Here is a 22,512-nt window from a genome sequence, read left to right as displayed (position 1 = left end):
TCATTTCACCTCCGCGGCCTTGCGCTGGATCTTCCCCAGGTGCTTCACCAGCACCATCGCGGCGAGGTACACCACGGCCCACAGCACGATCGTGTAGCTGATCCCGAAGGAGTACCGCTGGAAGCGGATCGCCTCCAGGTACGCCCGGATCTGCAGGACGACGGTCGAGTCACCCGGCCCGCCCTCCGTCAGGGCGTAGATGATGTCGAACACCTTCAGCGAGTCCATGAACCGGAAGATCACCGCGACCAGGACGTACGGCCACAGCATCGGCAGCGTCAGCCGCCGGAAGGTGTACCACCAGCCCGCCCCGTCGACGGCCGCCGCCTCGAAGGGGGAGGTGGGCAGCGACCGCAGTCCGGCCAGGGCGAGGATCGCCACGAACGGGGTGTAGACCCAGACGTCCACGGCGATCGACGACAGCAGGGCGCCGGTCGGGGTGTCGGTCCACTGCACTCCGCCCAGCCCGAAGGGTCTGAGCAGGTGGTTCACCACCCCCACCGACGGCTGGAGCATCAGCTTCCAGATGATGGCCGCGATCACCGGCGCGATCATCAGGGGCAGGATGAGGATCTTCTCCAGCACCCGCCCGACGAGGGTCGACCGGTGCAGCAGCAGAGCGACGGCGACCCCGAGGACGGTCTCGACGGCGGCGGCCCCGACCGCGTACAGCACCGTCACCCACGCCGAGTTCCAGAAGGCCTCCTGCGTGAAGACGGCCTCGTAGTTCTCGAACCGCACCATGTCCGGCTGCGGCTTGCTCGCCGAGAAGTCGAACAGGGTGTAGTACAGGCCGAGGCCGAAGGGGTAGAGGATCCCGCAGGTCAGCAGCAGGGCGGGGACGATCAGGACGTACGGGCGCAGGGCGGGCCGCCATCCCATCGCGCTAGCCCACCTTGTCGGCGAGGTCGCCCGCCAGCCCGTCCAGCACCGACTTCGCGCCCTGGCCGCCGTAGATCTCCTGGAGGGCGGCGGCCCAGCTGGTGGTCGCGTCGAAGAACTGGGCCTGCGGGGTGAACTGGATCTTCGTCTGGTCGACGACGGCCTCGAAGGTCTCGATGAAGCCGGGGAGGTTCCGCATCTTGTCCTTGTAGGCGGCCGCATCGGCGATCGACTTGCGCACCGGGTCGATGTGGTTGTGCGTGACCGCGCTCCTGAGCAGGTGCTCCTTGCCGGTCGCCCACTGCAGGAACAGCCAGGCCGCGCTCTTCTTCTTGCTCTTGGCGTTCATGCCGAGCGACCAGATCCACATGTTGGTGGCGAGGGACCCGTCCGGCCCCTTCGGGCCGGGGTGGAAGGCGATCTTCCCGGAGGCGGGGCTCGCGCCCTCGACCGCCTGGAAGTAGGCGGCCGTGTCCGCGTCGAACAGCATCCCGGCCTTCTTCGCCCCGAGGTCGCTGGAGCACTGGTACCAGGTGTACGACGTCCAGGACGGCGGCCCGCCCTGCTTGACCATGCCGGCCCAGTCCTCGGTGAAGGCGACGGCCTCCGGGGTGTTCATGGCGGGTGTGAGCTTCCCGCCCCGGACCGTGAAGTCCTTCAGGCCGTTGCGGGCGTACATCGTCATGAAGCCGGGGTGGATCGTCGCCCAGCTCCTCGATCCCCGTACGGCGATCCCGTACATGCCGTCGAACCCGGCGCCCGGCGCCTTCCGCTTGATCGTCGCGGCGAGCTCGCGCAGCTCGTCGAAGGACTCGGCGGGCTTGAGGCCGAGCTTCTTGAACACGTCCGTGTTGTAGGCGACGACGTTGGTCTCCCAGCCCCACGGCAGCGCGTACTGTCCGCCCTGCCCGAGCGGCGCGCCCGCCTTCAGGGACCACTGGTCGGCCTGGAGGAGGTTCGGGAAGAAGTCCGCCTGGTCCCATTCGGCGCCGGTGGCCGAGGAGTTGCGCATCCAGGGCCCGAGGTCCTCCAGCCAGCCGGGCGGACCGTACTGCCAGACCATGTACGCGCCCAGCATGAAGACGTCGTACGAGGCGCGACCGCTGGACAGGTCGACGGTGAGCTTGTCGAAGTAGTTGTCCTCGGGGAAGACGTCGTACTCGACCTCGATGCCGGTCTTCTCGGTGAAGGACTTCAGGTCGGCGATCAGCGCGTCCGTGTACGGGTGCTTGTTGAGCAGCGCCTTGACGGTGGTGCCCTTCTCCCGTTTCCAGTCGAAGGAGCCGGTGACGTCGTCGGCGGCCGAGCCGTCGCTCTTGTCGTCGTCACCGCCGAACCCGGCCCCGCAGGCCGCGAGCAGCGGGGTCGCGGCGGCCGCGGCGGTCAGGGCGAGGAAGCGGCGGCGGTCGTGCACGTGCTTGTCCATCCGTGACCTCCACGTGGGGGCTCGGTCAGCTGCTCGGGTTCACACGGCGAGTCGACTCGCTAACCGAGGGTGGAACGGCGGAAGTTGGCCGTCAATCCCTCGCGCACGGGAAAATCTCAGTGCAGAGTGAGAAGTTCACGGATCGGATCGCGATGTGCGGGAGGTTCCGGATGGCGGATGAGCGTTCCGAGGACGAGGCATGGCTCGGGATCGACCTGGGCACCCAGAGCGTCCGCGTGCTGCTCGCGGCCCGGGACGGCACGGTCCTCGGCAGCGGCTCGGCCCCGCTGGCCGGGCGGCGGGACGGCGTGCGGCACGAGCAGGACCCGGCGGAGTGGTGGGACGGGCTGTGCGCGGCGTCGCGGGCCGCGCTGAGCGGGCGGGCGAAGGTGCCGGTCGGCGGGCTGGCGGTGTGCGGGACCTCCGGGACCGTGCTGCTGACGGACGGGGCGGGGCGGCCGATGAGCCCCGCGCTGATGTACGACGACGGGCGCGCGACGGCTCAGGCGGCGCGGGCGAGGATGGCGGGGCTCGACGTCCAGGACACCTGGGCGCTGCCGAAGGCACTGTGGCTGACCGAGACCTACGGGCCGGGCCGGATCACCCACCAACCCGACCTGGTCGTCTCCCTCCTCACCGGCGAGCTGCCCCCGGCCGACTCCAGCCACGCCCTGAAGACCGGCTACGACGTGGAGCGCGACGCCTGGCCCGCCATGCTGCCCCGGCTGGGCCTGTCCGACACGGCGATCCCGGACGTCGTACGTCCCGGCACCCGCCTCGGCGAGGTCTGCGCGACCGCCGCCGACGTCACCGGCATCCCCGCGGGGACACCCGTCGTCGCCGGGATGACCGACGGCTGCGCGGCCCAGATCGCCTCCGCCGCCCTGCGGCCCGGCTCCTGGAACTCGGTGCTCGGCACCACGCTGGTCCTCAAGGGCGCGTCCCCGGAGCCCGTCCGTGACCCGACCGGCGTGGTCTACAACCACCGCGCCCCGGACGGCGGTTGGCTGCCCGGCGGCGCCTCCAGCGTGGGCGCGGGCGTGCTCACGGCGGCGTTCGCGGGCGCCGACCCGGCGGCCATGGACGAACTGGCCACCGCGTACGAGCCGTCCGGCGCCATCGCCTACCCCCTGGTGTCGCCCGGCGAGCGCTTCCCGTTCCTCGCCCCCGACGCCTGCGCGCTCGTCCTCGGCGAACCGGAGTCCGAAGCCGACCTGTGGGCCGCGCTGCTGCAGGGCGTCGGCTACGCGGAGCGCCTGTGCCTGGACTACCTGCACCACCTGGGCGCCCCGCTCGACGGGACCCTCACCTTCACGGGCGGGGCCGCGCGCAGCCGGTACTGGAACCAACTGCGCGCCGACATCCTGGGCCGTCCGGCACGGGTGCCGCGGCAGACCGAACCGGCCCTGGGGATGGCCGCGTTGGCGGCATACGGCACGGGTGCGGCACCCCGGCTGGAGGAGGCCGCGGAGGCCATGGTCCGCATCCGCGCGACCGTCGAACCCCGCCCCGGGAACACCGCCCGCTTCGCCGAGCCGTACGCCCGCCTGGTCGACGAACTCACCAGCCGGGGCTGGCTCCCACCCCCGGTCGCGGCGCACGCCCATGCCCGCCTGGACGGGGATACTGCTCAGTGATGAGTACGAGCACCGCGACGACGCTGCTGCTGGCCCGGCACGGGCAGACGGTCTGGCACGCCGAGAACCGCTACGCCGGCGTGAGCGACGTGGCCCTCACCGACACCGGCCGCGCCCAGGCCGAGGCGCTCGGCCGCTGGGCCGCCGCCCACCCGGTCGACGCGGTCTGGACCTCCCCCCTGTCCCGGGCCGTGGTCACCGCCGAGCCGGCCTGCCGTGCCCTCGGCCTCACCCCGCACCGCGAACCCGACCTGCGAGAGTGCGACTTCGGGGTGGTGGAGGGCCGTACGCTCGCGCAGTTCGCGGCGGAGGACCCCGAGGCCGCGCAGGCCTTCCGCGCCGACCCCGTGGCGCACCCCTTCCCGGGTGCGGAGAACCCCGCCGCCGCAGCCCTGCGCGGTGCCGCGGCCCTGCGCCGCATCGCCGCCGCGCATCCCGGCCAACGGGTCCTCGTGGTCGCCCACAACACCCTGTTCCGGCTGGTGCTGTGCACCCTGCTGTCGATCCCGACCGGGGAGTACCGCAGAGTGTTCCCCCGGTTGCGCAACGCAGCGATCAGTGAACTCCTCGTGAGATCCGACGGATCCGCCGCACTCGTCTCCCTCAATGTGCCGTGCGAGCCCGGCCTGCCGTAGCACCATGGGCGCATGACGGAGATCGACACCTCGGTACCGCACTCGGCCCGCATCTGGAACTACTGGCTGGGCGGCAAGGACAACTACCCCGTGGACGAGGTGGCCGGTGACGCCTACACCGCCGTCTTCCCCGGCATCGTCACCATCGCCCGCAGCAGCCGCGCCTTCCTGGGCCGCAGCATCCGGTACCTGGTGGCCGAGGCGGGCGTGCGCCAGTTCCTCGACGTCGGCACCGGCCTGCCCACCGTCGACAACACCCACGAGGTCGCCCAGCGCCTCGCCCCCGAGTCGAGGATCGTCTACGTCGACAACGACCCCCTGGTCCTGACCCACGCCCGCGCTCTGCTCACCTCGACGCCCGAGGGTGCGACGGCGTACGAGGACCTGAGCCTGTACGAGCCGGAGAAGATCCTCCGGGCGGCCTCCCGCACCCTCGACCTGTCCCGCCCCACGGCCCTGATCCTCAGCGGCATCCTCGGGCATGTGGCCGACCACGACCGGGCCCGCGACCTCGTCCGCCGCCTGCTGGCCGGTCTGCCCTCCGGCAGCTATCTGTCGGTCAACGACGGCTCCCGGGGCACCGACCCGACCTATGAGCAGGCCCAGGACGCCTACAACGAGACCGGCGCCGTCCCCTACTTCCTGCGCCCGATCGACCAGATCGCCGCGTACTTCGAGGGTTTGGACCTGGTGGAGCCCGGTGTCGTCTCCGTCCCCCTGTGGCGTCCGGAGCCGGGCGGCACCGAGCCGCGGCCGATCGGCCAGCACGGCGGCCTGGGCCGCAAGCCCTGACCACCGAGCGCCCGGCAACGGGCGAGCCCCCGCGAGTCACGTCCTCGCGGGGGCTTCCCTCATTCCGCCTGCCGCCGTGAAGGGTGAGAAGACGATCACGAGGCAGGACGACCCTGCGGCCAGCTTGTTGCAACTGGATCGCAATAACAAGCTAACAGCAAAAAGCCCCCCGTGTGGATCACACGGGGGGCTTCGTCGTCGGTCGCGGCCGTCAGTTCCTGGAGCGCGCCCTCTGCCACGCGAACCCGGCCGCCGCCAGGACCAGCGTCATCGCACCCGTCGAGTACAGCTGGACGCGGGTGTCCGGCTGCCGGGCCATCAGGACGAAGATCGCCACCATGCCCGCCAGGGCCACCCAGGTCAGCACCGGGAACGCCCACATCCGCACGACGAGCTTCTCCGGTGCCTCGCGCTCCAGGCGGCTGCGCAGACGCAGCTGGGAGACGGCGATGAAGATCCAGACGACGAGGATGACCGCGCCGATCATGTTCAGCAGCCAGGGGAAGACGTCGTCGGGACGCCAGTAGCTCAGCACCACGCACACGAATCCGAAGACCGAGGAGGCGAGGACCGCGACGCGCGGGACGCCGCCCGCCACCCGGCCGAGGGCCTTCGGGCCCTGGCCGCGCTCGACCAGCGAGTAGGCGATGCGCGAGGAGCCGTAGATATTGGCGTTCATGGCGCTCAGCAGGGCGACCAGCACCACGACGTTCATCAGCTGGCCGGCGCCGGGGATGCCGAGGTGGTCCAGGGCGGCGACGTACGGGCCCTTCTCCACGACCTCCTTGGAGTCCCAGGGGACGAGGGTGACGACGACCGCCATCGAGCCGATGTAGAACAGGGCGATGCGCCACATGGCCGTGCGGACCGCGCGGGCCACGCCGCTGACCGGGTTCTCCGACTCGGCCGCCGCGATGGTGACCGTCTCCAGGCCGCCGTAGGCGAAGACCGAGGCGAGCAGGCCGATGATCAGGCCCTCACTGCCGTTCGGCAGGAAACCCCCCTCGCCGGTGAGGTTGGCGGTGCCCGGCGCGTCCGTGCCCGGCAGGAGGCCCGCGATCGCGAGGCCGCCCAGCACCAGGAAGAGGCTGATCGCGCCGACCTTCAGGGCCGCGAACCAGAACTCGAACTCGCCGAAGTTCTTCACCGCGGCCAGGTTCGCGCCGCAGAAGACGACCATGAACAGCGCCACCCACGCCCACTCGGGGGTGTGCGGCAGCCAGGTCGTCACGATCTTCGCGGCGCCGATGCCCTCCAGGCCCACGGCCGTGCACAGCAGCACCCAGAACGACCAGCCGGCCGTGAAGCCCGCCCAGGGTCCGAGAGCCCGCTCTGCGTGCGCGGAGAAGGAGCCCGACGAGGGATGTGCGGCCGACATCTCGCCGAGCATCCGCATCACCAGCATCACCAGGAGGCCGGAGAGGATGTACGCGATGACGATCGACGGGCCGGCGGCGGCGATACCGGCGCCGGAGCCGACGAACAGGCCGGCACCGATGACACCGCCCAGGGCGATCATCGACAGATGGCGCTGCTTGAGGCCGTGGGACAGGGAGGCGCCGTCCGCCTGGGCGGGCGTCTCGGTGGTCGTGTGAGGCATGGGCGCGGTTCGTCCAATGCGTAGAGGGCAAAAAACCCCAACAGTCTGGGCAGCCTCTCCGCTCACAAGGAGAACCTGCCCACTATGCGGACACTCGCCGCACTGTGGGTGACACGTCGATCACGTGGCACCGGGAACGAGGCTGCCGTCCCTTGCCGGTGACGGGCCACGCGAGGGCGCACCGATTGGCGAATCCCTACAGTCGGCATCTCGTCCGGCATGTGAGCCGCACGTCCCTGCCTCAGTGATCGACATCACCCCGTACCCGGTGTAACAGCCATCCTTTGTCCGGAGCCCACCAAGTCCGCGAGCGCCCCTTTGTCGACCACTGACGGTGATCACGGGGTGTGCCCCGGTATAGCGTCACAGCGTCCCGTACTGCCCCTCACCTCGCGGAGTCCCCATGAGCACCGCTGCCGCCGCCCCCGCCCGCACCGGTCAGGTCCTCGCCGACCTGCTCCCGGCCTCCCGCGTCCGCGACCTCGCGCTCGTCGTCGGCGGTGCCGTGCTGACCGGTCTCGCGGCCCAGATCGCGGTGCCCGTGCCCGGCTCCCCGGTGCCGGTGACCGGCCAGACGCTCGCCGTGCTGCTCGTCGGCACGACCCTCGGTGCCGGCCGCGGCTTCCTCTCCCTCGCGCTGTACGCCCTCGCGGGCATCGCCGGTGTGCCGTGGTTCGCGGAGGGCACCTCCGGCGCCGCCGCCCCGTCCTTCGGCTACATCCTCGGCATGATCCTCGCGTCCACGGTCGTCGGCGCCCTGGCCCGCCGCGGTGCCGACCGCACCATGCTGCGCACGGCCGGCGCGATGCTGCTGGGCGAGGCGATCATCTACGCCGTCGGCGTCCCCTACCTGGCCCTCGCCACCGGCATGTCCGCGTCCGCCGCGATCGCGGCCGGCCTCACCCCGTTCCTGATCGGCGACGCCCTGAAGGCGGCCCTGGCGATGGGCGCCCTGCCCACCGCGTGGAAGCTCATCAACCGCTGACCTCGCGGCCGTCACGGAAGAGGCTCGCCCGGTCGCACCGCGACCACCCGGCGAGCCTCTTTCGCGTCTCGCTGCCGCTCAGCCCTCCTGTGCCCGCCTCGGCCGCCGCGGTTGCGACCACCACAGTCCGGCCGCGCCCACCGCGATCAGCGCGGCGCCGGCCGCCCCGAGCGGCAGGGCGTCACGGCCGAGCCCGGTCTTGGGCAGTTCGTCGGCGCCCGGCGCGACCGGCTTGTTGTCGGTGCCGAGGAGCAGCGGGGTGGCCGGGGCGTCGGGCGACGGGTTCGTCGTGCCGAACGGCACGGGGCCCTGCTGCCAGTACGTCTTCTTGCCGTCACCGCTCTGGACGGGAAGGCAGATCTTGCCCGCCTTCTTCAGGTCGTACGTCGCGTCGACGGCGTACGACTTCGACTCACCCGCCGGCAGGTTGTCGAGGGCGCAGGCGAAACCGCTGTTCGAGCCCTCCGGCAGATTGCTTTTGTCGATCGCTGAACATCCTTCGACATTCTTCACCGTGAGGCCGTCGAAACCGACGACCAAAAGCTGGATCTTTCCGCTTTCCTTGGTCCCTTCGTTCTTCACCGTGGCCGTGATGTCGGTGGTTCCCGAACTGTTGTCCACCGAAATTTTCTCGGGCAGCAGAGTGGTCAGCTCGACCCCTGCCGGTGCCTCATCGATGACCTTTCCCCCCTTGCTGCTCCCGGTGTCCCGGTCATCCGCGCCGGCTGTGCCGGAAAGGATCACCACTGCCGAGAAAGATGCCGCGACCAGCGATCCCGCGATGGTCTTCATACGACGAGAACTCATGTTCGTCCCCCTTGCCTGCGCCTGAATTCGCAGTACTTGAAGAGCTACCACAAGATTTCTCCGCACTATGCTGGTACGGCCTGAAGTGTGACCGTTGTGTTTCAGTCGGGGTCGGCTGAGGAGCGGTGGAGGGGGTGCAGCGGATTGCCGGGGAACGCGGAGAACACGGGAAACTCGGGAAACACGGGAAGCGCGGGAAATACGAGGAGCGACGGGATTCCCGGTCTCCTGGTGGCGGGTCGCTACCGGCTGGTCGAGAGTATCGGCCAGGGGGGAATGGGACGCGTGTGGCGAGCCCTCGACGAGATCCTCGATCGCCTGGTCGCCGTCAAGGAGATGCGCATCGACGGCCTCGACCCGGAGGACACGCGCACGCGCCGCGAACGCACCCTGCGCGAGGCGAGGGCGACGGCGAGGATCGACCACCCCAATGTCGTACGGGTCTACGACGTGGTCGACGAGGGCGAACGCCTGTGGATCGTCATGGAGTTGGTGGCGGGCCGCTCCCTGGAGCGCATCATGGCCGAGGAGGGCCCCCTCGGCCCCTGCGAAGCGGCCCGGATCGGCCTGGGCCTGGTCGCGGCACTGCACCGGGTCCATGCCCGCGGTGTGCTCCACCGTGACATCAAGCCGGGAAACGTGCTGGTGGAGTCGGAGGTGACGCGCGGACGGGGCCGGGTGGTCCTGACCGACTTCGGTATCGCGGCGATCCAGGACGCCAAGGCCCTCACCATGGTCGGCATGCTCGTCGGCTCACCCGACTACATGGCACCCGAGCGCATCTCCGGCCGGCCCCAGGGCCCACCGTCCGACATCTGGTCCCTGGGCGCCACGCTGAGCGCGGCACTGGCGGGCCGCTCTCCCTTCTCCCGTGACACGACCCTGGCGACCCTGCACGCGGTCCTGTACGAGGAGCCCGAACTCCCGCCGACGGCAGGCCCGTTGCGAGACCTGTTGGCCGCCCTGCTGGAGAAGGAGCCGTCGCACCGGCCGGGCCTGGACGAGCTGGAGACGGCGCTGGAGCCGGTGGCGTTTCCCGAACCCACCCCGACGGTGCCGGTCGTCGCGGCCGGGGTGCCCCGGCACGCGGTGGGGGAGCGGACCGGTGAGGACACCGCGCCGGCGCCGGAGGAGGACGAGGGCGGCAGCCGGGAGCCGCGGACGCAGGCCGGTCCCGGACGTATGGAGGCCGGCGGCCCGGCGGCCGGACGTATGGAGTCGGGCGGGCCGGCGGCCGGACCTTTGGAGCCTGGCGGCCCGACGGCCGGACGTATGGAGCCCGGCGGCCCGGAGGGCGGTCGTCCGCACCGGGGGCCCGCACCGGTGCCTGGCCCCGGGCCCGATGTCGTACGAGGCCCGGAGCCCGAGCCCGTACGCGCGTCCGACCCCGAGCCCGTACACCCGGGACCGCCGGCCGGGTCGCCCGGTGCCGGGGGCCCGCCGGAGCCGGCACGCACGCCCGCGCACCCCGCCGGACCCGCGCCCGCGGCGGCCGTCCCGGCCCACCCCGATCCACGGCGACCGGCCACCGAGGTACGCGACGCGATACCGCCGACGCCCGTGCCGACGGAGGGAGACGCGCGCCCCTCGGCCGAGGCGGCTCCGTCAGCCGCAGCGGCCCTCTCGGGCACCGAAGCGGGCCCCTCGGGCACCGAAGCGGGCCCCTCGGCCATCGAACCGGCCCCCTCTGCCTCCACCGAACTCGCTTCCGGGCCCCTCTCCGAGCCCCGCTCCCAAGCCCCAGCCGAGCCCCGGTCCCAGGCTCCGTCCGACCTTCGGTCCCAGGCGTCGTCCGAGGCCCACTCCCCAGCGCCCCCCGAGGTGCGCTCGACACCCCCGCCCGGCGACTCCGCCGCCTCACCGGTGCGCCGGGGAGGCGTCTCCCTGGCCCGCTCGGATGCGGTGACCGAGCGGCGGCCCGCCCCGGAGCCGGAACTCGTGCCGGGCACGGGCGGTTCGTACGCCCCCATGCCGCCCGGCGAACTCCCCGGCCCTGCGGTCCCGGCCCGGCCCCGGCGCGGACGTCGCCGCACCGGTCTTGTGGCCTCCGTCGGGATCGTCGCCGCGGGCGCGGTCGTGGCGGTCGTCCTGGCGACCGACTTCGGCGCGCCGAAGGACGATGACCGGGCCCGCTCCTCGGTCTCCCCGTCCGCCACCGCGGAGTCCTCCCCGGGCAGCGGCCCCTCCGCCACGGTCGAGGGCACCTCACGGCCGCGGAGCCTGCCGCCCGGCGCCCACCGCGAGGCGGGCGGGTTCGCCTGGGCCACCCCCGAGGGCTGGCGGCGGAACGTCAAGACGGGTTCGGAGGTGCACTACACGTCGCCGGACGGCATGCAGGAGCTGGCCGCCAAGTCGTCCCTGGCCCGCGGCGACCTCATGGACTCCTGGCAGGAGTCGGAGCGCAACGCCCGGCAGGGCAGGGACTACAGCAAGATCCGCCTGGAGCGCACGACCTTCCGGGGGCGCCCGGCGGTCGTCTGGGAGTACACCTTCACCCTCCAGGGCGAGCCCTGGCACGCCCAGCTGCTTGGCTTCACCGTGGGCGGCAAGTCGTACCAGGTCAACACGTGGTACCGCCCGGACATCGAGGCGCAGGCGCTCGCGACCTACGAGAAGGTCAGGGACAGTTTCACGGTGCTGTGACCGAAGAGAAAGGGGTGGTGGGGCCCGCGAGCGCGGGCCCCACCACCCCTCCCCGAGGAGTCAGCGGCTTCAGCCGGTCTTGACCTCGTCGCGCTCCGCGCCGGGGACGGTGGCCTCCACGCTCGCGGGACGCTTGGCGCCGACCTTCTCCTTCACGAAGGCGACGATCAGCACGAGCGCGGCCACGAGCAGGGACAGCAGCACGGTCTTACGGCCGTCGTGCTCGGTGTCGGTGAGCATGTAGCCGAGGACGAAGACGATCAGCGCGGCCGTCGCCCAGGTCAGGTACGGGTACAGCCACATCTTCACGACGAGCTTCTCCGGCGCCTCGGCCTGGATGATCTTCCGCATGCGCAGCTGCGAGAAGCAGATCACCAGCCAGACGAACAGGGCGACCGCACCGGAGGAGTTGACCAGGAAGAGGAAGACCGAGTCCGGGTAGGCGTAGTTGAAGAAGACCGCCACGAACCCGAAGACGACGGAGGCGAGGATCGCCGTGCGCGGCACACCGCGGCCGGTCGTGCGCGCGAAGGACTTCGGCGCGTCACCGCGCTGGCCGAGGGAGAAGGCCATGCGGGAGGCGGTGTAGAGGCCGGAGTTGAGGCAGGACAGCACCGAGGTCAGCACGATGAAGTTCATGATCTGACCGGCGTGCGGGATGCCCAGGGAGTCCAGCGCGGCGACGTACGAGCCGTCCTTGGCGATCGACTTGCTGTCCCAGGGCAGCAGGGCCACCACGACGAAGATCGAGCCGAGGTAGAAGACGGCGACACGCCAGATGATGCTGTTGGTGGCCTTGGTGACCGCACGCTGCGGGTTCTCGGACTCGCCGGCGGCGAGGGTGGCGATCTCGCTGCCCATGAAGGAGAACACGACCAGCAGGACACCGGTGAGGATGGCGCCGGCGCCGTTGGGCAGGAAACCGCCGTGCTCGGTGAGGTTGGCGAGGCCCGCCTGGTCGCTGTCGACACCGGGGAGCAGGCCGAAGACGGCGAGTCCGCCGATGACGATGAACGCGGCGATGGCGACGACCTTGATACCGGCGAACCAGAACTCGAACTCACCGTAGGAGCCGACGGAGACCAGGTTGGTGGCGGTGAGCACCACCATCACGATCAGGGCCCAGCCCCACTGCGGGACGGCCGGGATCCAGCCCTCCAGGATCACCGCACCGGCGGTGGCCTCCACCGCCAGCACGACGACCCAGAAGAACCAGTACAGCCAGCCGATGGAGAAACCGGCCCAGCTTCCGAGCGCCCGGTCGGCGTGCGCGGAGAAGGAGCCCGAGGTCGGGTTGGCGGCGGACATCTCACCCAGCATCCGCATCACCAGCACCACGAGCGTGCCGACGAGGGCGTAGGACAGGAGGATGCCGGGGCCGGCGGTGGCGATACCGGAGCTGGACCCGACGAAGAGCCCGGCGCCGATGACGCCGCCGATGGCGATCATCGACAGGTGGCGGTTCTTGAGCCCGGCCTGTAGGCCATGGCCGCCGACGGCCGGCTCGGCCGCCTTCTGGGTCGGCTGCGAAGTCATGGAACGGATTTCCTTTGCGCCGTTGGGGAGGGGTTTTCCCGTACCAGCGATGTACGAGTCGCACGAGCGGTGTACGAGTCGGACCAGTGAATCGGAGGAGAACTGATTCGGGAACCTTTGATTCGGGATTGTTACTTGAGGTTTCCTTGAGGTTCTATGGTGTGAGTCACAATTCAGGCGGTCGACACCCGACGCTGCTGCCCCGAAACGGCCGTGTCACACTCGTGGCATGCGCGTGTATCTCGGCTCCGACCATGCGGGCTTCGAACTCAAGAACCACCTCGTCGACTGGCTCAGGGCGGCGGGTCACGACCCGGTCGACTGCGGCCCCCACATCTACGACGCCCAGGACGACTACCCGCCCTTCTGCCTCCGCGCCGCGGAGCGGACCGCTGCGGACCCCGACGCCCTCGGCATCGTGATCGGCGGCTCCGGCAACGGCGAGCAGATCGCCGCGAACAAGGTGAAGGGCGTGCGGGCGGCGCTCGCCTGGAGCGAGGAGACGGCGGCGCTGGGACGCCAGCACAACAACGCCAACGTCGTCGCGGTGGGTGCGCGCATGCACACCACGGAGGAGGCGACGAAGTTCGTCGAGACCTTCCTGGGCACCCCGTACTCCGGTGACGAGCGTCACACCCGCCGCATCACCATGCTGGCCGACTACGAGACGACCGGCGACCTCCCCCCGATCCCTGCGCACCACCCCCAGCAGTAGGGCGTTCCGCCCCTCCGGGCGACGGTCACGGGCCTGGCGCCGCGTCCGGGTGGACTCGGCCCGACCGGCGTTCGAGGACACGGGCAGGGGCGGCGGGGGCGAAACCCCCTGCCGCGCCCCCGCCCGCACGCCAGTAGAAGAAGGAGTCCGCCGTGCCCGAGGGCCACACCATTCACCGGCTGGCCCAGGACTACGCCGCCGCCTTCCTCGGCACGGCCCCACGCGTGACCAGCCCCCAGGGCAAGTTCTCCGACGCCGCGGCTCTCCTCGACGGCTCCGAACTCACCCACACCGAGGCCCACGGCAAACACCTCTTCCTGGGCTTCCGGGACGACGACTGGGTCCACATCCACCTCGGCCTCTTCGGCAAGGTCACCTTCGGTGGAGCCCCCACACCCCCGCCCACCGACACCGTCCGGCTCCGCCTCGCGCACAGCACGGCGTACGTCGATCTGCGCGGCCCCACCACCTGCGCCCTGATCACGCCCACCGAGAAGCAGGCGATACACGACCGCCTCGGCCCCGACCCCCTGCGCGACGACGCCGACCCGCACGCCGCGTACCTGAGGATCGGCCGGAGCCGTACGACCATCGCCGCCCTGCTGATGGACCAGAAGGTCATCGCCGGTGTCGGCAACGTCTACCGCGCCGAGGTCCTGTTCCGGCACCGCATCGACCCGTACCGCGCGGGCAAGGACATCACCGCCGCCCAGTGGGACGCCATCTGGACGGACCTCGTCGAGCTGATGCGCGAGGGCGTCCGCAACAACCGCATCGACACCGTCCGCCCGGAACACACGCCGGAGGCGATGGGTCGTCCGCCCCGCGTCGACGACCACGGCGGCGAGGTCTACGTCTACCGCAGGGCCACCCTGCCCTGCCACATCTGTGGCGGCGAGATCCGCACCGCCGACCTCGCCGCCCGCAACCTCTTCTGGTGCCCCGACTGCCAGACCCCGTGAGGCCGTCGGCGCAGGTTCAGAAGCCGTGCGGCAGCCACGGCGCCACCGTGGAGGCGAACCCCACCGACGCCTCCGCCAGTGCCCCCTGCCGCAGCTCCCGCACCCGCCCCGCGGCACCCAGCGCGCCCAGGCCGACGCCACCGAGGTAGGCCGCGCCCAACTCCCGCACCGACAAGGCGAGATCGGCGGCGTCCGCCGTACGCTCGCACGAGGCGCCCTTGGCGTCCCCCGACAGCCGCCAACGCCCCGTGTTCCAGGGGCAGAAGGCATCCTCCACCTCGAACACCACGTCGACCGGCGCCTGGTAGGTCCTCGCCTCCAACGCGGCCCCCACGTCCACCAGCCGGACGTGCAAGGAGTCCCGTACCCGCACCGCACACCGCCGGAGGTCGGACACCTGGTACTGCCACGCCTCGTCCTCGGGCCGCCCGAAGACCTTCACCGTGGACGTCAGGTCGATGCCGAACAGGAACCGCCACAACGCGGCCTGCGCCGGCGGATCCAGGGCCTCGGTGTCCCGCAGCATCACCGAGCCCTTGGGCCCGGAGGAGTCCCACTCCGGCTTGACGTGGAAGCGCGCGTACCCCACGACCTCGCCGTCCCGCTCCGCCAGCACGCACTGCAGCGGCGACGCGCCGTCGCGGTCGTTCTCCGGGTCGAGCACCACCAGCCGCTCCCAGCCGGGCTGCCGGGCCAGCATGCCGGGCCGGCCGGGCACCTTGCGGGCGTACACCGCCTCGCACACGTCGAGGACGTCGGACGGCACGGCGTACCGCAGGCGTACGTCGTCGGTGCCGGGCGGTACGGACAGCCGCACACGGGTCGTGTCGATCTCGGCGTTCACATGGAAGGTGCCGACGCCGTACCCGAACCGGCCGTAGATCTCCGGCTCGGAGGCGGTCAGGACGGCCAACGGCCAGCCCCACTCGAGCACGTCGTCCAGCTGCCGCCGCATCATCGACGTCAGCACTCCGCGCCTGCGGTGCGTGGCGGCGACGCTGACCATCGTCACGCCCGCGGCGGGCACGAGGCCGCCGCCGGGCACGGTCAGCCGGAAACCGAACGCACCCGCCGTCCCCACGCACGCGTCCCCGTCCCAGGCGCCCAGGGAGCGGTCGACCTCGGTGAGCGAGTTCCACAACTCCCGCTCCTCGGCAGCCTCCGGGACTCCGCCGAAGGCGCGGATCAGCGTGTCGTACCAGGTGTTCCACTCGTCCTTCCGCAGCGCGCGCAGTTCCACGCGGCCGGGGTCGCTCGCAGCGTCATTCGCCATGAACCATGCCTACCAGGGCATTGAGGGACGAGCGAGGGAATTTCTCGTTGGCGGCGGCACGACGGCATTTGGTGAAGTTCACTGTGAAGTTGAACCTCGGACGGGGGACAAGTGGGACCTCCCGTGCCAAGCAGCTGGTCCGATGGATAGGGTCCCGAACTAATGGCAGCAGGACGAGACCGCCGCACGGTGGCCGAGACGTTCACGGCCCGGTTGAAGATGCAGTGGCACCGGGCCCGCGTCGGCGTGCGCAGAAGCGCCGTGGACTATTTCCGCGGCGACGGCTCGGACTGGATCGCCCTGGCCGGCCTGCTGCTGATGGTGCCGCTGATCTGCGCCCTGACGATGGCCAACCCGGTGTGGTTCTCCCCGGCCGCGCTGGTGCTGCCCATCGTGGCGGGCGGGCTGCTGCTGCGCCCCGCGAGCCTGCTGGGCCTGTACGCGGCGGCGGCCACCGCCCTGATCGTGGAGTCGGTGCAGCTGGGCCCCTACACGGAGGGCCCGTCGAGAGTCACCCCCGGGGTGGTCCTGGTCGTGGCCGCCTGCGGCTTCTTCGGGTTGCTGATCGCCCAGTTCCGCAGCCGTGTGGGCGTGCCCTGGCGGCGCGGCGGCACGATGCTCTTCGACCTGCGCGAACGCATCCGCGTCCAGAGCAAGCTGCCGGGCCTGCCGCACGGCTGGCATCGCGAGATGGCGTTGCGCCCCGCGGGCGGCCAGTCCTTCTCCGGCGACTTCGTGGTCGCGGCCCGTACGAACGGCGGGCGCACCCTGGAGGTCGTCCTGACGGACGTCTCCGGCAAAGGCATGGACGCGGGCTCGCGCGCCCTCCTGCTGTCCGGGGCCTTCGGCGGCCTGCTGGGCAGCCTGCCCCCGCACGCGTTCCTTCCGGCGGCCAACGGCTACCTCCTGCGCCAGGACTGGGACGAGGGCTTCGCGACCTCCATCCACCTTGTCCTGGAGCTCGACTCCGGGGACTACGAGCTCTACTCGGCGGGCCATCCGCCGGGCCTGCAGCTGAGCGCGGGCACCGGCCGCTGGGAGGAGAAGGCAGCCGAGGGCCCCCTCCTCGGCGTGTACGACGGCGCCCAGTTCGACCCCGTCAAGGGCACGCTGCGGCCCGGCGACGTGCTGATGCTCTTCACGGACGGTCTGGTCGAGACGTCCGACCGCGACATCGTCGAGGGCATCGACCGCCTCACGGGCGAAGCCGACCGCTATGTCGCCGGCGGCTTCCACGGAGCGGCCTGGCACCTGATCGAAGCGGTGGCGAAGGACGTCAACGACGACAGGGCGCTGCTGCTGATCTGCCGCGAGGGGCCGACGGCGACGGCGGCACGCTGAGCCGCGACACTGGACGGGTGACCGAGACACAGCGGCAGGAAACCGGAAGAGACCCGCGGGATCCGCGGAAGAAGCTGTCCCCGGCGGACGTGGAGGCCGTCGCCCGCGCCGCCCACGAGGGGCAGCGGGACAAGGCCGGACGGCCGTACACCGAGCACCTCAGGGCCGTCGCCGAGGGCGTACGCGCGCGTGGCGGCGACGAGGACCAGATCGCGGCGGCCTGGCTGCACGACGCCGTCGAGGACGACGCGCTCTCCGAGCAGTGGCTGGAGCAGGCCGCGCTGAGCCGTCGTACGAAGGACATCGTGCGCGCGGTCACCAAGCGGGCCGGGGAGCCGCCCGAGGCCTACGCGCAGCGCATCCTGGCCACCCCGGGGGCGCTGGTGGTGAAGGAGGCGGACCTGGCGCACAACGCGGACCCGGCGCGCCTCGCGGTCCTGGACGAGAGGACCCGGAAACGACTGACCGAGAAGTACGCGCGGATGCGCGCACTCCTCGGTCTCGGGTCGTCCTGAGTCGTTCTACGGCGCTTCGGGTCAGGCGTCGACCTTCTGACGCACAGCCGCCGCGCCCTCGCGCTTCTCACGCTCGCGGGCCAGCTCCGCCGCGTCCTTCTTGAACGCCCAGTCCATCCTGGGCTCCATCGCGAACCGGAACATCCGCTGCACCGGCTTGGTGCACAGCAGCGTGACGCCGACCGCCGCGAGGACGGTGACGAGGATCTCGCCGAGCGGGCGGTGCAGCCAGGCGGCCTCGAACCAGCCCTGGTAGTCACCGGCCTTCACGACGAAGCCGTGCAGCAGATAGCCGTACAGCGTGCCCGCGCCGAGCGCCGTGAACCACATGTGGCGGCGCGGCACCCAGGCGAAGAAGCAGGCCGTCAGCAGCAGCGAGCAGCCGAACATCGCCAGCACCATGACCGGACCGGTCCACCACGGCGCGCCCAGTTCCTGGGCGGCGTCACGGTGGTAGAACCACGCGGTGTTCATGCGCGGCACCGCCCAGTACCCGACGACCAGCGCTGCCAGGCCCACCGGCACGGACAGGATCCGCACGGTCCGGGTGCGCACCATGTGGAAGTGCTCGGTCTTCATGCACAGGCCCAGCACGAAGTACGGCAGGAACTGCAGGACCCGCTGCAGGTCCAGGTCGTCGCCGATCTCGGGGGCGACGGTCGCCGCCATGGCGAGGCCGAGGGCGATCGGCAGCGGCCAGCGCACCATCTTCCAGATGGGGGTGGTCATCCGCCAGATGAACAGCGCGCACAGGAACCACGTGAGGTACCAGGGGTCCAGGAGACTGATGTCCTGGCTCGGGTCCTCGGCGATCCAGCGCTTGAAGAGCGGGTAGGCCGTCTCGAAGACGATGTACGGCACCGCGACGCCGGTGATCAGCCGCTTGAGCCGGCTGGGGCTCGCGTCGAAGCTGCGTGAGAAGAAGCCGGAGATGATGATGAACGCCGGCATGTGGAAGGTGTACACGATCGTGTACACGGCCTCCAGGGTCCGGCTGTCGCCCTTGATGGGCTCCCACGCGTGTCCTATGGCGACCAGCACGATCGCCAGGTACTTGGCGTTGTCGAAGAACGCGTCGCGCTGCTTGGCACCGTCGGACGCGGATCTGTTGTTCGCCTGAGCCTTCTGGTTCTGCGGTGAGCGCGGACTCGGCACTCCGTCCGCGGACGACTGTGCCGGGGGGAGTGGCGCTCTGTTGTGGCCGTGCGGTCGCAGCGAGTTCGTCACAGACCCTCCCGCCGGAATCCGGGGGAGACGATCCAGGACCTGGCTGCGCATGCGGGGGACGAGGCAGCGTGGAACATCTGAGGCACCCTAGCGTCGCGTGTGGGATTTCGTAAAACCTGCGAGGTCATTACCGGTTATTGCGCTCGATGACATGTGTACGACGAACATGCACCTGCCGGACACCAGTTGAGCACCCGCCTTGTCCGGATTCATCCCGACTAACACGTGCATATGGTCAGGATGCGGCTCCGGTGTAATGATCATTGTGCGGTGAATTCGAAATCGCTGCGAACACGTTGTGTGGCGATGGAAACGATCCTGTCGAATTCCCGCTGCGAGTGTCCTGTCGAAATACTGTGCGGGCACTCCACGAGAGGTCGGTACGCACGAGGGAGCCGCACGGATCCGGCACTGGTGTGGCGAACGAAACGTCACGGGCCGCATAGCCGGGCCTGGTTGGTGGCACGATGGTTCTGGCGGGGGTGCGCTGGGTCGCGTCCCCGGGCCGGGAGAGCGGACCGACCGAGGGTGTGATCTGTTGTGGCCATTTCGCTGTCAGTGGTGTTGCTGTTGGCGATCATCTTGGTGGTGTTGATCCGTGGCGGTTCCCTGAAGGCCGGCCCTGCCGTCGTCGCCGTGCTGTTCGGCTTCTTCCTCGCCTCGACCGGCATGGCGGACGACATCCAGCGCTTCCTCAACTCGATAGCGGAGACCATCAACTCCATCCAGTTCTAGGGCGGTGAGGCGGCCCGGAAACGTACGGATACCCTCGATCGTGATCGTCGAACGGTCCGCAACGGGGGGAACGTACGGATGGCGCTGCGCGAGACGGACCCGGCGGAGGTGGGCGGCTACCGGATCGAGGACCGCCTCGGCTCCGGCGGCATGGGCGTGGTGTACCTGGCCCGCTCCGCCTCCGGCCGTCGCCTCGCCGTCAAGGTCGTGCACGCGCAGTACGCCGACGACGACGAGTTCCGCATCCGCTTCCGCCGCGAGGTGGCCACCGCCCGCCAGGTCAGCGGCGCCTTCACCGCTCCCGTCGTGGACGCCGACGCCGACGCGCCGCGCCCCTGGATGGCCACGCTCTACATCGCGGGCGAGGACCTCGGCACCCACGTCCGCCGCCACGGCCCGCTCCCGCCGCCGAAGGTGCGCGAACTCGCCGCCGGCCTCGCCGAGGCGCTCGGCGACATCCACCGCGCCGGCATGGTGCACCGGGATCTGAAACCGGCCAACGTGATGCTCGCCGAGGACGGCCCTCGCGTCATCGACTTCGGCATCTCCCGCGCCGCCGAGTTCGCCCCCGCCGACGTCCTCACCCAGACCGGCCGCGTGATGGGCACCCCGCCCTTCATGTCCCCCGAGCAGTTCTCCTCCCCCCACGACGTGGGACCGGCCGCCGACATCTTCTCCCTCGGCTCGGTCGTCGCGTACGCCGCGACCGGTCGAGGCCCGTTCGACAGCCCGACCCCCTACGAGACGGCCGTACGCGTCGTCGACGGCGACCCGGAGCTCGACGGAGTACCGGACGAACTGCTTCCCTTCGTCCGCCTCTGCCTGGAGAAGAGCCCCAAGGCCCGCCCCGCCGCCGGTGAGCTGCTCACCCTCCTGCGCGACGGCCGGCTCCCCGCCCCACGCCCCGCCCCCGAGCCGGCCGGCACCTCACCGCCTCCGCGCCGTCGACGCCGCGCCCGCCTGCTCCTCGCCTCCGCGCTGGGCGCCCTGCTGCTGGCCGTCGCGACCACCGTCACGGTGGTGGCGATCAACGCCGAGCCGCGCCCCGCCGAGCGTGACCTGCCTGCCGGATGGCGGGCCTGGGCCGAGAAGGCGAAGGGGCCGGAGGGCGCCGACGGCCCGTTCAAACGCTGCGCCGCCGTCCACTCCTCCCTGGTCTGCGCGGGCGACGGCCTCATGGCCGCCCGGTTCACCCTCGCCGAAGGACGCAACACCTGGTCCCGGCCCCTGGACCCCACGCCCGACGGCGGCACGTTCAGCGGCGACGGTGCCCTCATCACCACCCGCGGTGACGTCGTCTACACCTACGGATCGGACGAGCAGGACACCGGGGGCGAGCACACGACGACCGTCTACACGGTCCAGGCCCTGGACGCCGACACGGGCAAGGTGCTCTGGAAGACCGTGACGGGCGACGGCGACGGCTCCAGCGCCCCCGACGCCAGCACGGGGTGGGCCACCGCCGTCCCCGAGGGCATCCTCACGATCCACGGCGACGAGGGAGACACGTTCGCGCTCCTTGACGCCGACGACGGCAAGGTCCGCTGGAGGTACGAGCTTCCGGCGGGCTCGGACCCGACCAGCTGCTCGGTGCACGGCCCGGCGGGCGTCGCGTACGTCGTCTGCCAGTCCGACTTCGGGGCGCAGAGCACCGCGCGCACGCGTGTCGTCCAGCTCGACCCGGCCACCGGCCGGGCCCGCTGGACCGCCTCGGCCAAGGGCTCGCTGGACATCGTGGGTCAGCGCGACGGACGCCTGGTGCTGGCCGACCGGTACTACGCCCGCCGCACCCTGACCCTGATCCACGTCTCGTCCTACGTGGTGACCACGGTCAAGCTGTCCCGCACCCAGCCGGAGAACGCCGCCCTCCACCTCGCCCGCGGCACCCTGTACTCCGTCCTGCCCAGCGGCACCGTCCGCGCGATCGCCCCGCGGACCGGGAAGCAGCTCTGGGAGACCAACTCCACCCTGGAACTGCCGGGCCCACCGGCCGTCACCGCCCATCGCGTCTACCTGGCGTCGCCCAGCGGCCGCCTCGCCGCCCTCAACACCCGCACCGGGAAGATCGAGGCCACCCGCCCCGGACGGGACGACGGCGGCACCGACGGCCTCCTCACCCCGGCAGCCCCGGTCCTCGTGGGGGACGCGCTCTACGTCCCGTACGGCGTTCGCTCGGTGTACTCCGTGGACGCACGGAGCCTGTGACCCCGTCGGCACGGCAGGCCCTCCGGGGCGCGTCGAACCCCAGGAACGCAAAAGGCCCAGGGAGCGGAAACAACCTCTCACCTGGGCCTTCGGCCTTCAGAGCGGGCGACGGGAATCGAACCCGCGTAGCTAGTTTGGAAGACTAGGGCTCTACCATTGAGCTACGCCCGCACAGGACGCGCCGCAGGTCGGTGACCGCGGCACTGCAGGCATCGTAGCGGGTCGTGCCCCCTCGACGCACACCCGATTGCCGCCCGGGGCCGGCCCGGTCGGTGCTCGGGAAATGCGGCGGCCCGACTGCCGACGGGCATGTACCCTACGTGTCGCACCAGCACGGGGTGTGGCGCAGCTTGGTAGCGCGTCCGCTTTGGGAGCGGAAGGCCGTGGGTTCAAATCCCGCCACCCCGACCACGACCGGTCGACGCCGGCCCACATGCGCGACGACCTCGTGCGATCGCGCCCAGTGATCGCCTTTGGGGGCGTGTCGCCGCTGCCGTTACTATGCAAGCTGCACGCCCGTGTGTCTCTCCGTACGAAGTCACGAAGTCCTCCGGGCGGCGAATTTGCCGGACCAGTCTGGCTCCGGCAGAACCCAA

18 protein-coding genes and 2 tRNA genes are annotated in these 22,512 nt (G+C 71.0%); 12 read left to right on the top strand and 8 right to left on the bottom strand.

Features of this window, described 5'->3' with window-relative positions:
- On the bottom strand, positions 1-882 hold the full coding sequence (locus ACFYNL_RS09770) for a carbohydrate ABC transporter permease (RefSeq protein WP_388799345.1): 882 nt from the start codon (positions 880-882) through the stop codon (positions 1-3).
- A gap of 4 nt (positions 883-886) precedes the next feature.
- Positions 887-2,308 carry an ABC transporter substrate-binding protein gene (locus tag ACFYNL_RS09765; protein WP_388799342.1) on the bottom strand — a complete coding sequence of 474 codons (1,422 nt, stop codon included), beginning with the start codon at positions 2,306-2,308 and terminating at the stop codon, positions 887-889.
- Positions 2,309-2,478: 170 nt separating this feature from the next.
- Between ACFYNL_RS09765 and ACFYNL_RS09760 the strand changes: the two genes are divergently transcribed.
- From ACFYNL_RS09760 to ACFYNL_RS09750, 3 genes are read left to right on the top strand one after another with little or no spacing between them, the layout of a single operon-like run.
- Positions 2,479-3,945: an FGGY-family carbohydrate kinase gene (locus ACFYNL_RS09760; RefSeq protein ID WP_388799338.1), complete on the top strand. Its 1,467-nt coding sequence runs from the start codon at positions 2,479-2,481 to the stop codon at positions 3,943-3,945.
- On the top strand, positions 3,945-4,580 hold the full coding sequence (locus ACFYNL_RS09755) for a histidine phosphatase family protein (protein ID WP_388799335.1): 636 nt from the start codon (positions 3,945-3,947) through the stop codon (positions 4,578-4,580). The genes ACFYNL_RS09760 and ACFYNL_RS09755 overlap by 1 nt, the downstream gene beginning before the upstream one ends.
- 12 nt (positions 4,581-4,592) lie before the next feature.
- Positions 4,593-5,372: an SAM-dependent methyltransferase gene (locus ACFYNL_RS09750; protein WP_388799332.1), complete on the top strand. Its 780-nt coding sequence runs from the start codon at positions 4,593-4,595 to the stop codon at positions 5,370-5,372.
- Between the two features lie 211 nt (positions 5,373-5,583).
- Here the strand turns inward: ACFYNL_RS09750 and ACFYNL_RS09745 are convergent, their stop codons facing one another.
- Positions 5,584-6,972: an amino acid permease gene (locus ACFYNL_RS09745; protein WP_388799329.1), complete on the bottom strand. Its 1,389-nt coding sequence runs from the start codon at positions 6,970-6,972 to the stop codon at positions 5,584-5,586.
- 403 nt (positions 6,973-7,375) lie between these two features.
- Here ACFYNL_RS09745 and ACFYNL_RS09740 point away from each other — a divergent pair, with 403 nt between their 5' ends.
- The gene (locus tag ACFYNL_RS09740) at positions 7,376-7,957 is read left to right on the top strand and encodes a biotin transporter BioY (protein ID WP_388799326.1); all 582 of its coding nucleotides are present in this window, start codon (positions 7,376-7,378) and stop codon (positions 7,955-7,957) included.
- Between the two features lie 78 nt (positions 7,958-8,035).
- Here ACFYNL_RS09740 and ACFYNL_RS09735 read toward each other — a convergent pair whose 3' ends face one another.
- Positions 8,036-8,764 carry a hypothetical protein gene (locus ACFYNL_RS09735; RefSeq protein WP_388799323.1) on the bottom strand — a complete coding sequence of 243 codons (729 nt, stop codon included), beginning with the start codon at positions 8,762-8,764 and terminating at the stop codon, positions 8,036-8,038.
- 276 nt (positions 8,765-9,040) lie between these two features.
- Between ACFYNL_RS09735 and ACFYNL_RS09730 the strand changes: the two genes are divergently transcribed.
- Complete coding sequence (locus ACFYNL_RS09730) at positions 9,041-11,407, top strand: protein kinase (protein ID WP_388799320.1); 2,367 nt, start codon at positions 9,041-9,043, stop codon at positions 11,405-11,407.
- Positions 11,408-11,476: 69 nt separating this feature from the next.
- Here the strand turns inward: ACFYNL_RS09730 and ACFYNL_RS09725 are convergent, their stop codons facing one another.
- The gene (locus tag ACFYNL_RS09725) at positions 11,477-12,943 is read right to left on the bottom strand and encodes an amino acid permease (RefSeq protein ID WP_388799317.1); all 1,467 of its coding nucleotides are present in this window, start codon (positions 12,941-12,943) and stop codon (positions 11,477-11,479) included.
- A 229-nt stretch (positions 12,944-13,172) separates the two neighbouring features.
- Between ACFYNL_RS09725 and ACFYNL_RS09720 the strand changes: the two genes are divergently transcribed.
- Positions 13,173-13,658 (top strand): ribose-5-phosphate isomerase, encoded by a 486-nt coding sequence (locus ACFYNL_RS09720; protein ID WP_388799314.1) that lies wholly within the window; start codon positions 13,173-13,175, stop codon positions 13,656-13,658.
- A 152-nt stretch (positions 13,659-13,810) separates the two neighbouring features.
- Complete coding sequence (locus ACFYNL_RS09715) at positions 13,811-14,620, top strand: Fpg/Nei family DNA glycosylase (protein ID WP_388799312.1); 810 nt, start codon at positions 13,811-13,813, stop codon at positions 14,618-14,620.
- Positions 14,621-14,636: 16 nt separating this feature from the next.
- Here ACFYNL_RS09715 and ACFYNL_RS09710 read toward each other — a convergent pair whose 3' ends face one another.
- Positions 14,637-15,893, bottom strand: a complete 1,257-nt coding sequence (locus ACFYNL_RS09710; protein WP_388799309.1) for a GNAT family N-acetyltransferase — start codon at positions 15,891-15,893, stop codon at positions 14,637-14,639.
- A gap of 162 nt (positions 15,894-16,055) precedes the next feature.
- On the opposite strand from ACFYNL_RS09710, the gene ACFYNL_RS09705 reads away from it, so the two are divergent.
- Together ACFYNL_RS09705 and ACFYNL_RS09700 are read left to right on the top strand one after the other, a co-directional pair.
- Positions 16,056-17,234 carry a PP2C family protein-serine/threonine phosphatase gene (locus tag ACFYNL_RS09705; protein ID WP_388799306.1) on the top strand — a complete coding sequence of 393 codons (1,179 nt, stop codon included), beginning with the start codon at positions 16,056-16,058 and terminating at the stop codon, positions 17,232-17,234.
- A gap of 17 nt (positions 17,235-17,251) precedes the next feature.
- Positions 17,252-17,749 carry an HD domain-containing protein gene (locus ACFYNL_RS09700; RefSeq protein WP_388799303.1) on the top strand — a complete coding sequence of 166 codons (498 nt, stop codon included), beginning with the start codon at positions 17,252-17,254 and terminating at the stop codon, positions 17,747-17,749.
- Positions 17,750-17,770: 21 nt separating this feature from the next.
- On the opposite strand, the gene ACFYNL_RS09695 is transcribed toward ACFYNL_RS09700, so the two are convergent.
- On the bottom strand, positions 17,771-18,976 hold the full coding sequence (locus tag ACFYNL_RS09695) for an acyltransferase family protein (protein ID WP_388799300.1): 1,206 nt from the start codon (positions 18,974-18,976) through the stop codon (positions 17,771-17,773).
- 540 nt (positions 18,977-19,516) lie between these two features.
- Here ACFYNL_RS09695 and ACFYNL_RS09690 point away from each other — a divergent pair.
- Both ACFYNL_RS09690 and ACFYNL_RS09685 read left to right on the top strand, forming a co-directional pair.
- Entirely contained in the window at positions 19,517-19,711 is a 195-nt protein-coding gene (locus ACFYNL_RS09690; protein WP_030044846.1) for a hypothetical protein, read from the top strand.
- Between the two features lie 78 nt (positions 19,712-19,789).
- A complete protein-coding gene (locus tag ACFYNL_RS09685; RefSeq protein ID WP_388799297.1) occupies positions 19,790-21,916 on the top strand; it encodes a PQQ-binding-like beta-propeller repeat protein in 2,127 nt (708 codons plus the stop codon).
- A gap of 100 nt (positions 21,917-22,016) precedes the next feature.
- Here the strand turns inward: ACFYNL_RS09685 and ACFYNL_RS09680 are convergent.
- Positions 22,017-22,087, bottom strand: a tRNA-Gly gene (locus tag ACFYNL_RS09680).
- Positions 22,088-22,250: 163 nt separating this feature from the next.
- Here ACFYNL_RS09680 and ACFYNL_RS09675 point away from each other — a divergent pair.
- Positions 22,251-22,327 (top strand) — tRNA-Pro (locus ACFYNL_RS09675).
- Positions 22,328-22,512: the final 185 nt, after the last annotated feature.

The organism is Streptomyces sp. NPDC007808, assembly GCF_042868655.1.
Classification (GTDB): domain Bacteria; phylum Actinomycetota; class Actinomycetes; order Streptomycetales; family Streptomycetaceae; genus Streptomyces.
The sequence above is the reverse complement of the archived record's forward strand: the minus strand, read 5'-3'. Positions and strand labels throughout refer to the sequence as shown.

Coding starts and splice junctions, on each gene's coding strand:
- ACFYNL_RS09740 (WP_388799326.1), top strand. CDS start 7,376: ATGAGCACCGCTGCCGCCGCCCCCGCCCGCACCGGTCAGGTCCTCGCC.
- ACFYNL_RS09730 (WP_388799320.1), top strand. CDS start 9,041: ATGGGACGCGTGTGGCGAGCCCTCGACGAGATCCTCGATCGCCTGGTC.
- ACFYNL_RS09765 (WP_388799342.1), bottom strand. CDS start 2,308: ATGGACAAGCACGTGCACGACCGCCGCCGCTTCCTCGCCCTGACCGCC.
- ACFYNL_RS09760 (WP_388799338.1), top strand. CDS start 2,479: ATGGCGGATGAGCGTTCCGAGGACGAGGCATGGCTCGGGATCGACCTG.
- ACFYNL_RS09745 (WP_388799329.1), bottom strand. CDS start 6,972: ATGCCTCACACGACCACCGAGACGCCCGCCCAGGCGGACGGCGCCTCC.
- ACFYNL_RS09770 (WP_388799345.1), bottom strand. CDS start 882: ATGGGATGGCGGCCCGCCCTGCGCCCGTACGTCCTGATCGTCCCCGCC.
- ACFYNL_RS09705 (WP_388799306.1), top strand. CDS start 16,056: ATGGCAGCAGGACGAGACCGCCGCACGGTGGCCGAGACGTTCACGGCC.
- ACFYNL_RS09755 (WP_388799335.1), top strand. CDS start 3,945: ATGAGTACGAGCACCGCGACGACGCTGCTGCTGGCCCGGCACGGGCAG.
- ACFYNL_RS09720 (WP_388799314.1), top strand. CDS start 13,173: ATGCGCGTGTATCTCGGCTCCGACCATGCGGGCTTCGAACTCAAGAAC.
- ACFYNL_RS09735 (WP_388799323.1), bottom strand. CDS start 8,764: ATGAGTTCTCGTCGTATGAAGACCATCGCGGGATCGCTGGTCGCGGCA.
- ACFYNL_RS09710 (WP_388799309.1), bottom strand. CDS start 15,893: ATGGCGAATGACGCTGCGAGCGACCCCGGCCGCGTGGAACTGCGCGCG.
- ACFYNL_RS09750 (WP_388799332.1), top strand. CDS start 4,593: ATGACGGAGATCGACACCTCGGTACCGCACTCGGCCCGCATCTGGAAC.
- ACFYNL_RS09685 (WP_388799297.1), top strand. CDS start 19,790: ATGGCGCTGCGCGAGACGGACCCGGCGGAGGTGGGCGGCTACCGGATC.
- ACFYNL_RS09725 (WP_388799317.1), bottom strand. CDS start 12,943: ATGACTTCGCAGCCGACCCAGAAGGCGGCCGAGCCGGCCGTCGGCGGC.